This is a genomic window from Arcobacter arenosus, assembly GCF_005771535.1.
Classification (GTDB): domain Bacteria; phylum Campylobacterota; class Campylobacteria; order Campylobacterales; family Arcobacteraceae; genus Halarcobacter; species Halarcobacter arenosus.
This window is the reverse complement of the sequence record NZ_VANU01000001.1, coordinates 358967-373804: the sequence shown is the minus strand read 5'-3', so window position 1 is coordinate 373804 and position 14838 is coordinate 358967. Positions and strand designations below refer to the sequence as shown.

At 27.3% G+C, this 14838-nt stretch carries 11 protein-coding genes; 7 read left to right on the top strand and 4 right to left on the bottom strand.

Annotation, left to right across the window (positions count from 1 at the left end; translation table 11 throughout):
• The 3 genes from FDK22_RS01920 to FDK22_RS01910 all read right to left on the bottom strand — a co-directional run bounded on the left by FDK22_RS01920 (position 1) and on the right by FDK22_RS01910 (position 4755).
• Complete coding sequence (locus FDK22_RS01920) at positions 1-2034, bottom strand: HAMP domain-containing methyl-accepting chemotaxis protein (protein ID WP_138151200.1); 2034 nt, start codon at positions 2032-2034, stop codon at positions 1-3.
• Positions 2035-2106: 72 nt separating this feature from the next.
• On the bottom strand, positions 2107-3603 hold the full coding sequence (locus FDK22_RS01915) for a PLP-dependent transferase (RefSeq protein WP_138151199.1): 1497 nt from the start codon (positions 3601-3603) through the stop codon (positions 2107-2109).
• The gene (locus FDK22_RS01910) at positions 3604-4755 is read right to left on the bottom strand and encodes a trans-sulfuration enzyme family protein (protein WP_138151198.1); all 1152 of its coding nucleotides are present in this window, start codon (positions 4753-4755) and stop codon (positions 3604-3606) included.
• A gap of 273 nt (positions 4756-5028) precedes the next feature.
• Between FDK22_RS01910 and FDK22_RS01905 the strand changes: the two genes are divergently transcribed.
• Both FDK22_RS01905 and FDK22_RS01900 read left to right on the top strand, forming a co-directional pair.
• A complete protein-coding gene (locus tag FDK22_RS01905; protein WP_138151197.1) occupies positions 5029-5436 on the top strand; it encodes a sensor histidine kinase in 408 nt (135 codons plus the stop codon).
• A 20-nt stretch (positions 5437-5456) separates the two neighbouring features.
• The gene (locus FDK22_RS01900) at positions 5457-8237 is read left to right on the top strand and encodes a PAS domain S-box protein (RefSeq protein WP_138151196.1); all 2781 of its coding nucleotides are present in this window, start codon (positions 5457-5459) and stop codon (positions 8235-8237) included.
• A 9-nt stretch (positions 8238-8246) separates the two neighbouring features.
• Here the strand turns inward: FDK22_RS01900 and mnmL are convergent, their stop codons facing one another.
• A complete protein-coding gene (mnmL, locus tag FDK22_RS01895) occupies positions 8247-9902 on the bottom strand; it encodes a tRNA modification radical SAM protein MnmL/YtqA (protein ID WP_138151195.1) in 1656 nt (551 codons plus the stop codon).
• Between the two features lie 113 nt (positions 9903-10015).
• Here mnmL and FDK22_RS01890 point away from each other — a divergent pair, with 113 nt between their 5' ends.
• The 5 genes from FDK22_RS01890 (at position 10016) to FDK22_RS01870 (ending at position 14837) form a co-directional block, all read left to right on the top strand.
• A complete protein-coding gene (locus FDK22_RS01890) occupies positions 10016-11473 on the top strand; it encodes a protein adenylyltransferase SelO (RefSeq protein WP_171012892.1) in 1458 nt (485 codons plus the stop codon).
• A gap of 151 nt (positions 11474-11624) precedes the next feature.
• The gene (locus tag FDK22_RS01885; RefSeq protein ID WP_138151194.1) at positions 11625-12227 is read left to right on the top strand and encodes a TetR/AcrR family transcriptional regulator; all 603 of its coding nucleotides are present in this window, start codon (positions 11625-11627) and stop codon (positions 12225-12227) included.
• Entirely contained in the window at positions 12224-12451 is a 228-nt protein-coding gene (locus FDK22_RS01880) for a DUF2798 domain-containing protein (protein WP_138151193.1), read from the top strand. Before FDK22_RS01885 ends, FDK22_RS01880 begins: the two co-directional genes overlap by 4 nt.
• Before the next feature lie 14 nt (positions 12452-12465).
• Complete coding sequence (locus tag FDK22_RS01875; RefSeq protein WP_138151192.1) at positions 12466-13704, top strand: TolC family protein; 1239 nt, start codon at positions 12466-12468, stop codon at positions 13702-13704.
• Positions 13701-14837 carry an efflux RND transporter periplasmic adaptor subunit gene (locus FDK22_RS01870; RefSeq protein WP_138151191.1) on the top strand — a complete coding sequence of 379 codons (1137 nt, stop codon included), beginning with the start codon at positions 13701-13703 and terminating at the stop codon, positions 14835-14837. The genes FDK22_RS01875 and FDK22_RS01870 overlap by 4 nt, the downstream gene beginning before the upstream one ends.
• Position 14838 lies beyond the last annotated feature (1 nt).

Sequence of the window (14838 nt, the reverse complement as noted above, 5' to 3'; positions counted from 1 at the left end):
TTAAAAACTCTCCCATTCATCATCGTCTTTATTGTTTGCTACTACTGTTTTAGTTGTAGTTATTGGTTTTATTTCTTTATTTCTTTGTTGTGCATAACTCTCTTTTTTGTGAGTTGGTTCAACCCTTTTAGTCTCAGTTTTAGTGAAAGAAGTATCTATTTTAAGCTCTTTGGCTACAATAGTATCTTTACCAACAAACTCTTTTTCATCTGCATCTTTTACAATGTCATCGGCGATAGTTTGAGTTTGATTAGCAATATCTTTAGCGTTGTTAGCTACTTCTGCGTTTTTTTGAGTTTGAGTATCTAATTGATTAACTGCATTATTAATTTGATTAATTCCACTTTGTTGCTCTTTACTTGAATGTTCTACATTACTAATTAACTCTAATGTAGTAGTAACATTTTTATTTAGACCCTCATACCCTTTTATCATTTTATTAGCAATAGTTTTACCATCGTTTGCTTTTAATGTTGCATTTTCAACTAATTCTTTAATCTCTTTAGCAGCTTCTGCCGATCTAGAAGCCAGATTTCTTACTTCTTGTGCTACAACCGCAAAACCTTTTCCAGCTTCCCCTGCTGTTGCCGCTTCAACCGCTGCATTTAAAGATAAAATATTTGTTTGGAATGCAATTTGATCAATGACAGTAATTGCTTCATTAATTGCACTTACTTGTTCATTAATTTCATCCATTGCTTTTGTAGTATTACTTGCCATTTGTTCACCTTCAGAAGAAGATTTTTTCAATTCATTGGCATTTTGAGCCATTTTTACTACAGTTTCGCTGTTGTGGTTGATATTAGCTGTAATCTCTTCAAGTGCCGCGGCAGTTTCTTCAATACTTGCAGCAGCTTCATTTGATGATTTACTTAAACCATCAACCATATTTGAAAGCCCTTTTGCACTTGTTTGAAGTGTTAAACCATTTGTTTTATTATGAACTAACATTTCATTAATAATATTTGCAAGGGTATTTAAACCTTCAACTGTATTACCTGAAGCATTTGTAATTCTATGTGTAAAATTAAGTTTTTGAAACTGTTCTAAAGCAGTTTTTATCTCATTTAAGTTATTTGAAATATTTGAAGATATAACTTTTAACATCTCATTGAATATTGTTTTTAATTCTTCAAGTTCTTTATTTTCCGTTGAAAGTTTGATTGTATCATCTAGATTTCCAGCTTTAACTTTTTCAACTACATCTTTAACTTCATTGATTAATGCCGCATCATTTTCCATTAAAGTTTTTGTTTTGTTAATATTCTTATTTACAATAGAAGCAAGTTTTGCTATTTCATCTTTAGAAGATTCATCTAAAAGTTCCACAAAAGCTGATTCTCTATTTAAGAAATTAAAGAAATTTTGTAATCCACCGTTAAATTTTGTAAGTGAATTATTAATTGATTTACTTAAAGCAAGGGCAAAAATTATCGCAACTAAAACACTTAATAATCCAATAATTACAAAAATTGTAAAGGAGTTTGAGATTAAAGATGCAGTAGCATTTTGATTTTTCCCAACAACCTTATACGAGGCTTCCGTAAAAAAGTCGATTAAATCTCTCATTGAACCATAATCTTTTAAATACTTATTAAAATAGTATTCTTTAGCTTCTTCATAATTGCCAGCATTGATAAAATCTTTTAATTTAGAAGTGTGTTGTGACGTTAAATTAAAAAATGTATCAAATTCCTCGAATTTGTCTTTTTTGTCAGGCATATCTTTTTCAAGACGAGCTTTAAACTTATCAAACCTTTGTCTAACTTGTTGTAAGTTATCATCAACATCTTTAATTAAATCTTTAGCATTTTCCTTATCTTGCTTATTTATTAGTTGTGACAATGCAACATTTGATTGATATGAATCCCTATCAGCTTCAAGTAAAACTGTAATCCCAGAAAAGTCTTTTTCACTTAATTCTTTTACATTTTTTTCTATATTACTAAGATTATATGATATATATAAACTTAGTAATATAGTGATTGCAATAAGTGTTAAAAAGGCTCCATTTATTTTAAACTTAATTGTCATATGCTAACCCTTTGATTGATTTTTTAGATTCTAACATTAAAAGGTATCAAAAGGATAGCATTTTATTATATTTTAGATATTTTCTAGTTTTTTAAACTCATATATAATATCATTAATAGGTTCACATCCTATAGAAATTCGGATTATTTCTATTGGAAGGTCAATTTTTTTTAAAAAATTATTTCCCTTTTTTGAAGTTATCATATCATAGTGAGCAAGGTATGAATAAGGCATTAAAAGGGTAAACTCAGTTCCAAGACTTGGTCCCTTTGCAAAATTTAGATTATCATAAATCTCTGATAATGGTTTTTTAAAAGTAACAGATACAATCCCTGTGTATGAATTATCATCAATAATTGTTTGTGAGTAGTTTTCTTTATTCTCTTCACTAAAACAGTAATATATCTTATCAATATAAGGACAAGTTTTTAAATATTCAACCAAAGCTTTTGTATTTGAAGAGATTTTTTTAACTCGAGTTTTATACTCTTTTATCTCAAAAGCTAATCTTTGTTTATCTTTTATAAATACAGGTTCACAATGTTTGAAAAACTCTTTAGTCATGTGGGATAAAGTATGCTTTTTGTTTAAAATAATTGCACCCATTAAAACATCAGCATTTCCACAAGCAAATTTTGTAAGGGATTCAACAAAGATATCTGCATAAGATGTTAGGTCTAGATTATATGGTGTTGCAAAGGTTGTATCAATTATTAAGGGGATATTATATTTATCACATAAAGTTCTTAATCTTTTTATATCTACTGTTTTTAAAAGGGGATTTGTTGGGATTTCAGTAATTATTGCACTTACTTGAAATCCATTCTCTTTTAAATACTCTTCAAGTAAATCTAGATTTAAAACATCAGTAAATATTTTTGATTCTTTATAATGGTGATTTACAATATTCATTGTATCCAAATACAACCAACCAAATTGAACTAAAATAGATCTTCCATTATGACTTTGGATTGAGTTTATTGCTCTAATAACTGAATAAATTGCATTCATCCCTGAAGGGGCAAGATAAATATTTTTCTTTGGCTGTTTATAAGCACTTGCAAGTGTAGATATAATAATATCTTCTGCAATATCTTCATCTTCTAATTCTTCTTCATGAAGAGTATTGATTAATCCCAGTTCAAATAGATATTTTTCTGCAAATCTAGAAGATAAGTTACACCCTGAATGTTGAATATAAGTTAAAACCTTTTGAAGCTGTGATGTTCCTTTTTGAACTAAAATAATTCCAAAAGGTTCATCTATATCAATTTTATTATGAATATAGTATTTATCACTTACAAGTTCAACTGCTTTTTGTGAAGATAAAACTACAACCTCATATGAATCAGGAACATTATATTTCTTTTTTAAATATGTTGCCAATTTTTTTAAATAAGGGTGTAAAATAAACCTTGGATAACCACTTTTAATCACTTCTAATATTTCAGGAGTTTGTTCCTCATAATCAATTACATCTTGAATCTTTGGCATAGATACAGATACTGCATGAATATTTTTAGGTGGAAGTGTTTCTCCACAAGAGATATGATTAAAGTAATTTGACATCTATTTTACAGCCTGCTTAATATCTTCTATTAAATCTTCATAGCTTTCTAATCCAATAGAGAATCTAACAGTACCTTCAGCAATTCCAATGGCTTCAAGTTCCTCTTTTGAAAATGAAGCATGGGAAATTTTCGCTGGAATTTCTACCCTTGAATCAGGGCTTCCAAATGAACATTTTTCTCCAAAAATCTTTGTATTTTCAATAAATTTTTCTGCTAATTCTAAACTTTCAAAATCAGCACAAAAAACCCCAGGGATATAATTCATTTGCTCTTTTGCTAAATCATACTGCGGATGTGATTTTAGGGCAGGGTGTGTAACCTTATTAATATAATCTTGGTCTTCTAAAAATTGAGCAATTTTAATTGATACCTTTTCATGTTCTGCCATTCTAACTTTTAGGGTTGGAATACCTAAAGAGATTAAATATACATCCATTGGATTCTGACTTCTACCATGGGCATTTGCATAGTAATGAATCTCATTAGCTAATTCAGCTGTTTTAGCTACAATTGCTCCAGCAACTACTGCCCCATGACCTGAAATATATTTTGTAGTTGAAAATAAAGAAAAATCAGCTCCTAAATCAAGTGGTCTTTGTGAGATAAAAGTAGCCAATGAATTATCAACTGCAAATAGTGCATGGTACTTTTTAGCTAAAAAACTTACTTGTTTTAAATCTATGATTTTAAGACCTGGATTAGTTGGAGATTCACATAAAACTAAGTCAATAGGGTTGTTTGAAAGAATTTTTTCTAATTCATCAAACTCTAAAAAGTCAGCAAAATGAACTGTGATATTGTATTTTTCTTTAAATACTTTTAATAATCTAAATGTTCCACCATAACAATCAGCTTCAACTAAAATATGTGAGTTTGCTTTTAAAACTGTTTCAAAAAGTAGGGCAACAGAAGCAATTCCTGTATGTGTACAAACACAACCAGCTCCACCCTCAACTTCAGTAAATAGGTTTTCTAACATCTCTCTTGTTGGGTTATCACTTCTAGTATAATCATAAATTTTGTCCCCCGATTGTTTTTTTAAATCAAAGGTTCCTGTATTATAAATAGGAAAATGAGATGCCCCTGCAATATCTTCAAAGGGAGCATATTTTGCCAAATGGCTTAGTTTTGTTTCGATTTTTTCTTGCATATATATCCGATTAAGTCCAATTTTTTTTTGGAATTATAGCTTATTTTATATAAGAGTTGAAATTTAAAAAAATTAATTATTATTTAAAATTATAAAATACTATCAAAGTTGTTTAATAAAAGTTATTTATGCTAAAATGGTCATTTATAGATAAAAATTAATTCAAAGAATTCAGTATGCAAAAAAATATAGCTAATCCAAGTAACACCTATAATAGAAACTTGTTTCTTCTATTATTTTTAATTGTTACACTATTAGCTTTCACTGTGTATATTGATATTAAATATAAAAATAATTAATAGAATTGATGATAAAGAACCTATAAAAATAAAACTAATTCTTGGAGAATTAGCACAAGTTATTATGAATATAATAAATAATTCAAAGGATGCTTTACATATAAATAAAATTCAAAATCCAACCATAATAATTGATGTAATAAAAAAAGAAAATAAAGCTATCTTAACAATAGAAGATAATGCAGGTGGTATAAAAGAAGATGTATTACCTCATGTATTTGAACCATATTTTACAACTAAACATCAATCACAAGGTACAGGTCTTGGATTATATATGAGTTTTAATATTGTAAAAGATAGTTTAAAGGGTAATATTTATATTAAAAATACCCAAAGTGGTGCAAAAACTTTTATTGAATTACCAATAGAAAATAACGATTAAAATAAATTGAAAGAAGAGTATTGAAAGAAATATCTATAAAAACAAAAATTGCAACTATCTATTTATTATTTGGTGTAGCTTGGATTTTATTATCTGATGAGATTTTATTTTATTTTATAAAGGATGTTGAACAATTATCGAAAATACAATCTTTCAAAGGTTGGACTTTTATTGTAGTTACTTCTATTTTATTATACTCTCTAGTAAAAAGATATGAAGATGAAAAAAATAGAAATGAAAAAAAGCTTTATGAATCAAAAGAGTATTATATATCATTATTAGAACAAGCTCCATATGCAATAGAAGTGTATAACAAAGAAGGGTTTCAAACATATTTTAATAAAGAATATACAAAGTTTTGGGATATAAAAAAATCAACAACTAAAAATAAATTAAATATAAATAACAATAAAATATTTAAACAAGCAGGTTTATTAGATTTTATTAATAGGTCTTTTAATGGCGAAATAATCGATATTCCTGTGTATTCACATAGTTTAGATTCTATTAATACTAATTTGAAAAATCAAGAAAAATTAGTAAAAACACAAATATATCCAATTAAAAACTCAATGGGAGAAATACAAGATATTGTAATCTCACATATAGATGTAAGTGCCGAAAAAAATGTAAAAAAATTTGAAAATATTTTATCTTTGGTATTTGAAACACTACCAGATATTTTATTTATAATTAAAAAAGATGGAACGATTGTAGATTATAGGTCTAAGAGTAATAATGATTTATATTTACAACCTGATTTTTTTATTAATAAAAAAGTTCAAGATGTACTACCTTTTAATGCTGCTAAATTATTTGAAGAATATCTAGCTAAAACAATTGAAAAAAAAGATATCCAAATTTTTGATTATGAATTAGAAATAGGAAACGAAAGAAAATATTATGAGTCAAGGATGTCACTTCTTGGAGATGATGAACATTTAATGGCTTTAATTAGAGATATTACAGAAGATGTAAAAAGTAAAGAACAATTAAAATTCCAATCCCTTCTTTTAGAACAATCAATTGCTGCAACTAGTGTACTAGATAGTGATGGTAAATTTTGTTATGTAAATGAATCTTACTTAAAACTTTGGGGTTATGAAAATGAAAATCAGATATTAGGGGAATCCCCTGCTAATCATTTTTATGATTCTTCAATGCATAAAAAAATTATAAATGAATTAGAAAAAGACAAAAACAATATTTTTACTTTAGTTGCAAAGAAAAAAGATGAAAGTTTATTTAATATATTAATGGGTGCTAAATTAATAAATATTAAAAATAAAAAGTTTTATATCTCATCATCAATAGACATAAGTGAAAGAGTTGAAATCTCAAAACAGTATGAAACAATTTTTAATAATGTAAGAGAAGGTGTTTTTATATCTGAAATTGATGGGACAATAATTAATGTAAATCCATATATTGAAAGATTATTTGATAAAACAAGATTAGAATTGATAAATTCAAATATAAAAAGTTTTTTAACCACAAAGGATTTAAAAAAGTTAAAAAGAATTTTTCATACATTAAAGTCTAAAAAAGAAGCGCAATTTGAAATAGAACTTATTGGTAAAGAGAATAATATTTTTACCGTATCAATAAATTCTCAAATAATAAATTTTGAAAATAAACAAATTATATATGGGACTCTTAGAGATTTATCTCAAGAAAATGAGAATATGTTGTTATTGGAGCGTTCGAGAAGGATTTTCCAAAATCTTAAAGAGGGTGTAATTATTACAGATGCCAATGGTTATATTACAGAGAGTAATAAGGCATTTAGTGATATTACAGGATATTCTTATCATGATGTTTTATCAAAAAAGATTTCCATAATCAAATCTGATAAGTATGATGAAGATTTTTATAATAAACTATTTTTAGATTTAAAACAAACGGGTAAATGGTCTGGAAAAATTATTAATAAACGAAAAAATAAAGAAGAGTTTACTTCTTTTTTAACATTAAGTGCAATTAAAGACAACAAAGGAAAACTTCAAAATTATATAGGGATATTTACAGATATTTCAGATATCTTAAATTATGAAAAAGAGTTAAGAAAAAAAGATTTAATGCTTTCTCAACAATCAAAGATGGCAATGATGGGTGAGATGATAGGTAATATTGCCCATCAATGGAAACAACCATTAAGTGCTATATCAATGTCAAATGGAATTTTTATGCTAAGTCAAGAAGTAGAAGGCGTAGTAACAAAAGATGAATTAGATAACTCAATAAAAAATATTTCAAATTCAGTGGAATATATGTCCCATACAATAGATGATTTTAGGAACTTTTTTAAACCAGAAAAAAATAAAAAATATTTTAAAACAAAAAAGATATTTGAAAAAACATATACTTTAATGGAAGCACAATTAAAAAATAATTCAATAGAGATAATAAAAAACATAGAAGATATTGAATTAAATACTTTTGAAAATGAACTTCTTCAAGTATTGGTAAATATATTAAAAAATGCAAGGGATGCCTTAGAATCTCAAGATACAAAAAATAAGAAATTAATATTTGTTGATATTTACAAAAAAGAAAAAAATGTATTTATACAAATAAAAGATAGTGCAGGGGGAATTGCAGAAGATATAAAAGATAAAATATTTGATGCATACTTTACAACAAAAGATGAGAGTTTTGGTACAGGTATAGGATTATATATGACAAAACAGATAATAGAAGGTATGAATGGAGAGATAAGTGTATCTAATGAAGAGTATACTTATAAGGATATAAAATACAAAGGTGCACTTTTTACTGTAAGATTAGAAGATTGTATCTAGACTAAATTATCACTTATTTTGTTCAAAGTTAGTGATAATTTGTTTTTCTCTAAAAATCAAATAAGGGTCTTGGTAATAGTTCTCTTGAAAAAAACTATTTCCTAAAGTTAAAAGCAAACCTTTTATATCAGTTTTTTCTAACTCAAACTCTTTATATGTAAAACCTACTTTGGCAAAAGCATTTCTAATTAATTCGTTATTTTGAGAACAAATTATAATACCACTTTTTTTGAGCACTTTTTTTATTAATATTATAAAATCAAAAGAGAGTAAAGAAGGGTTTAAATTTGGTAAAAAAGGATCTAGGAAAACAATATCAAATTTTTTATCCAATTTAGTAATTGTAAACCTTGCATCACCTATTAAAAGTTTTATATGATTATTGCTGTTTTTGTATTCATAGTTTTCATATAAACTTTTTAAAATCTCTTTTTCTTCTTTATTTTTATTTAAACTTTCTGAATGTTTAATAATCACTTTATTTTTATCCAGAGCAGTGATATCAAGTTTGAATTTTTTTTCAAGTTTTATTGCCATAAGGGAGTTTATTCCCATTCCAAAACCAATATCTAATAAAGATATATCTTTTTCTTGAAGTTTCTCTTTTAAATTTGATTGTTCTAAAAAAAGTTTTTTTGCTTGTAGATATGCTCCATTTTTTGGATGATAGTAATCTTTATATATTTTATCCCAAATGGTGATACTTCCATCTTCAAGCTCAAAACTGTTTTGTTTTGTTAAATTTAGTTCTTTTTTTTCTATTAAATCACCTTGTTTAAAACCACTATAAATCATTGATTCATTTATAAACTCTACAAACTGTCCCTTTTGCATATTCCATATTGGGGCTATTAGGTCACAAGTAGGAGTATCTGTTGAGGTTCTTACAATTGGAATATTAGAAGGGATATTTCTAATTAAAAAAATTAATTCTTCAGCATATTCGTATTCATTAAAAGTTTTAAAAACCTCTTTTTCATACTCTTTTTCTAAAGCAGTATTTTTTATAATATGTAGATTGTGTATTTTTATTCCATCAACCTTCTCTTTACAAACTATTTTAACAGTATTTAGCCAATCTTTTCTACTCTCATTTTTGAATCCAACTATTATATGAGCAAAGATTTTGATACCATATCTCTTTAAATCTCTTATAGCTTTTATTGTTTGTTTTGAATCGTGACCTCTATTAATATCTTTTAAGGTCTTGTCATTTAATGTCTGAACTCCCAAATCCACATAAACATCAATTTGCTTATTTAGTTCTAGAAGATATTCTAATGTTGATTTATTTAAGCAATCAGGTCTAGTCCCTATACTAATTGCTTTAAAATTGTAAAGTTCTAGAAGTTTTGAATAGCTTTCTTTTTGTTTTATAACAGAGGTAAATGTTCCTGTATATGCTTGAATATAAAGCATAAACTCCTTTGCTTTATATCTTTTTTGTGAAAACTCTATGGCATTTTTTATTTGAGTTTCTACATCTTTTGCATCTAGAATCTGAGCAGCCCTAGCTCCATCTTGGGGACAAAATGAGCAACCTCCATTATTGTTTTCATCTCTATTTGGACACCCTAAATCTAAATCTACAGGAATAGTATGAAGTGTAGTATTATAATTTTTTTTCATATAGCTTTTAAATGTGAAGTAGGGTTGGTCTATCATTTATTTCCTTTGGAGGAATTATATTTGCATTTAGATTAAAAAAGTAAAGTAATCAAAGTTAAATAAGGTTTATTTAACTTAATTTGATAAATTCAAAAGAAAAAAGTATAAGTATGAAATTAGATGAATTAAAACTTGAAGTAGACTATTTTCAATTTGATAAAAAGTTTTATGAAAAAGTTAATGCAACACCTTTAAATAATCCTTTCTTAATAAGTTACAGTAAAAACGCATGTGATTTAATCAATTTAGATTACGAAGAATGTGAAACCAAAGATTTTGTAAAATTTATTAATGGTCAAAAAGTTTTAGAAGGTAGTATCCCTTTTGCAATGGCATATGCAGGTCATCAGTTTGGATATTTTGTTCCACAGCTTGGTGATGGAAGAGCTATAAATCTTGGACATATAAATAATTGGCATCTTCAAACAAAAGGCTCAGGGCTTACAAAGTATTCAAGACAAGGAGATGGAAGAGCAGTTTTAAGGTCATCTATTAGAGAATATATTATAAGTGAAGCAATGAACGCTCTAGAAATCCCTACAACAAGAGCCTTAGCCTTAATTGGTTCAAGTCATGAAGTTTATAGAGATTATATGGAAAAAGAAACAGGTGCAATTGTTTTAAGATTATCTCCTTCTTGGGTTAGAATAGGAACCTTTGAGTTTTTCTCAAGAGGACGTGAACCTGAAAAAAATCTAAAACAATTAGCTAATTATGTGATTAATCAATCATATCCACACCTAAAAAATGATGAGAATAAATACGAGAAGATGTATTTTGAATTAGTGGATAAAAGTGCAAAACTATTGGCTCAATGGATGGCATATGGCTTTCAACATGGGGTTATAAACACTGATAACTTTTCAATTGCAGGACTTACTATTGATTATGGACCATTTGCTTTTATGGATCAGTTCTCAAAACATTCTATTTGTAATCATACAGATATGGAAGGAAGATATTCATATAACAATCAGCCAGAAGTTGCTAGATGGAACTTAGAAGTATTGGCTTTTGTTTTGGGTAAAATTTGCAATTTTCAAAAACTAATGTCATATTTAAAAACATTTATGTCTAAACAGCAAGAAGAGTATTTAAAAATAATGAATGAAAGATTGGGTTTAGATATAAAGTTAAGTGATGATGAAAACTTAGATTTGATGATTACTTTACTTGAGGCTTTAGAAGAAGCAAAGATAGATTATAATTGTTTTTTTTACGAACTTACAAAACTAGAAAACTTTGATAATATCTCATCAATTTTGGATATAGCTGTATTTAGGGCTCCTCTAGAAAGCTGGTTTGAGAAATACAAAGAAGCAATAAAAATACAAAAACAAGATTTTTCAAAAATGAAAAAGCTTATGAAAAAAACTAATCCTAAGTTTATAATTAAAAACTACATGCTCCAAGAAGCTATAGAAAAAGCTCAAGAGGGTGATTTCTCTTTAGTAAATGATTTATTAAAAATCGCCCAAAACCCTTTTTCTGAACATAAAGAGTTTGAAAGATATGCAAAACCAACACCCCTTGACTACTCAAATATAAAACTTAGTTGTTCCTCTTAAAAGGCAGTATATCTTTTTATCTGTTTCAACTGACTACTGGTCAGTATTAATATATCATTAAGTTTTGATTGATATAATTCAACATAAATTGACCGACGGTCAGTCAAAAAGTTATATGGTTAATTATTTGTAACCCAAAGGAGGTACTATATTGAGTCCTAGAAAAATTAATAAAGAAGAAAAAAGAAGAGAAGTAGCTTTATCATGCCGTGAACTTATATATGAAGTTGGAATGAAAAATCTTACCGTTGCTCAGGTAGCAAAAGCTGCTGGAATTGGGAAAGGAACAATCTATGAATATTTTGAAAACAAAGATGATATTATTTTCCAAATTATAAATATTCATATTGAAGAACATCATAGAAAGTTTTTAAAAGAGGTAGAAAAACTTACAACAATAAGGGAAAAAATTGAACTTTTTTTTGAGTTTGTATTAAGTGATGACCCTGAATTAGTAAAAAAGTTTAATGGCTATAAAGAGTTTCTCTCTATCGTGTTATCAGACGATAATCTTTCAATGAAAGAATTTAATTGTAATAAAAATGAGTTTTTTCGAGTTGAACTTGAAAAAATTTTTGCTGAAGGTATAGAAAGTGGAGAATTAAAAGAGGAATCACTTGATTTAGCTGATGGAATATTAACTTATCAAAAGGGGTTAACTATTAGAAAAATGAGTCAAGCTAATTATGATGCAAAGGAAGATTTTGAAAAGTTTATAAATACGATTTTCAAATTAATAGAGGTAGATAAATGATTCCATCAAAATATCAAAGAGTAGTTTTTGCTTTTTTTATGTCTTCTCTGATGAGTTTTTTAATGAGTGGAGTGATTACTTTTATAAACTTAGGTTTTATTGATGGTTTTGTTTCATTATGGTTAGAAGCATATTGGAAAGCTTTTATTGTAGCTTTCCCAATAATATTTGTTGTTGCACCTTTTGTGCATAAACTTACAAATATGGTAATAAAAAAGAATTAATACAAGGAAAAAAAATGAGAAAGAGTTTAGTGTTTTTATTAATTGTTCCATTTTCATTATTTGGTGAAAATCTTTTACAGTTAATAGAATTATCAAAAAATAATAAGATGATTGATTCATCTAGAATAGGTATAGAAAGTACTAAAGATACTTATGATAGTGTTAAAAGTTCTTATATGCCACAAATAAATCTTGGGGGAAGTTATAGATATAACACAAAAGAGACTTCAGGAATGCCAGAAAAAACTGCAAGTATTCAAGGAAGTTTAGATTATGTTATCTATGATGGAGGAAAAAAAGGTAACACATTTGATTACTATGATTCTACAATCAAAAGTTCAACTAAGAGTTTAGAAGATTTGACAAATCAAACTGCTTTACAAGTTGTAAGTTATTATTACAATTATCTTTCATATATTGCACAAAAAGAGACAAAACTTCAAGAGATTGAACAGTTACAAGCTCAATATAGTAGATTAAAAAAATTTTTAGATGCTGGTACTACAACTGAAGACGAGGTTCAAAAAATAATATCAAATATCGAAATTGCAAATGTAGAGTTACATGAGTTGGAATTAAATATTCAAACAATTACTCATAACTTAGAATATATTTTAGGTCAATCTGTAACTATTGAAAATGGTTCAAGTGTTAAAGAATATGAATCAAAAGAACTTAAACTAAGAGCAGATATTAAAGCTTTAGAATATCAATTAGAAGCATTAAAATCAAATGCAAAAGCAACAAAAAGTGGAAATCTACCAACTGTAAGTTTTAATAACACACTTTCATATAGTGATTATGATTATGACAATGGCGGAAGTTTAAGTACAGCTTCTGATGATTATGAAAGAAATCTTTCAACAATTAATTTATCTTGGAACATTTTTGATTTTGGTGCAACAAATAAATCATATGAAGCGGCATACAAACAATACTTAGCTTTAAAATCACAATATGAATATGAAAAAAATAAAGCTAATGTAGATTTAAAACTAGCAAAAAGAGCTTTTGAAATTGGTAAATTAAAAATTGAATCAGCAAAAGCTGGATTAAAAGCAGCAAATAGTGCATACGACTTAATTAAAGCACAATATGAAAATGGAATAGTTGATAATATTTCATATCTACAAGCATTAACAGAAAAATATAGTGCAGAAAGTTCATTAAAAGTTGCATTATATGATTTAGAAGTAAGAAAAGCAAACATAATTTATTATAGTGGTGAAACGCTAGAGGAGTATATCAAATGATAATGATTAAAAATTTATTTATAGGTTCAGCAATAACATTTATTGCACTTTCAACAAATATGAATGCAGCAGGAGCTCCAGCTGGACAACAAATGCCAGCTCCTAAAGCGGATGTATATGTTGTACCTGAAGCTTCAAATTTTGCAATTAGTTTAAAATATCCTGCTTCTATTGAACCATTAAGTCAAGCTGTTGTTTATTCAAGGGTTTTAGGTGTTTTGGAAGCAATGCATTTTAATGAAGGTGAAAAAGTAAAAAAAGGACAAGAGTTATTTACAATTGAAGATGATATCTATCAAGCTCAGGTTGATGCCGCTCAAGCTTCACTTAAAATGGCAGAAGCAACTTTAGAAAATGCAACTAGAAGCTGGGAAAGAATAAAAAAACTATATAAAAGTAAAGCTGTTACTACAGAACAAAGAGATACAACATTATCAGCTTATCAAAATGCTTTAGCATCTGTTTCAGCTGCAAAAGCACAATTAAAACAAGCAAAAATTAATTTAGATTATACAAAAGTAAAAGCTCCAATTTCAGGAGTTACTGGATTAAAAGCAGTTGATTTAGGTAACTTAGTTACATCAAATCCTCCTATGGCACTTGTTACAATTACTCAAAATGATAAAGTTTATTTAGATTTTTCTATGCCAATGAGTGATTATATAAATATTAAAAATGGTTTATGGACATTACCTGAAAATGGGAAAATTGAAGTAGATGTTATCTTAAATGGAAAACCATCAGGAGTAAAGGGTTTCGTTGATTTTATTGATGTAAACACAAATGAAAATACATCAACTGTAAAAATGAGAGCAATCGTTGATAACACAGAACAAAAGCTTATGGCTGGAAGCTTTGCAAGAGTTGCCTTAAGTGGTATTGTACAAAAAAATGTAATAACAGTTCCTCAAAAAGCAGTTTTACAAAATCCTATGGGAACAATTGTAATGGTTGATGAGGGTGGTAAAGTTGGAGTTAGACCAATAGTACCAGGAAAAGAGAGTGGCGATAAATATATTGTTGCTGGTGGTATGGTAAAAAGTGGAGATAGAGTATTCGTAAATAATTTCTTTAGAATTAAGCCAGGAAATCCAGTAACTGTTGACAAAGTTATAAACGAACAAGGTAAATAAA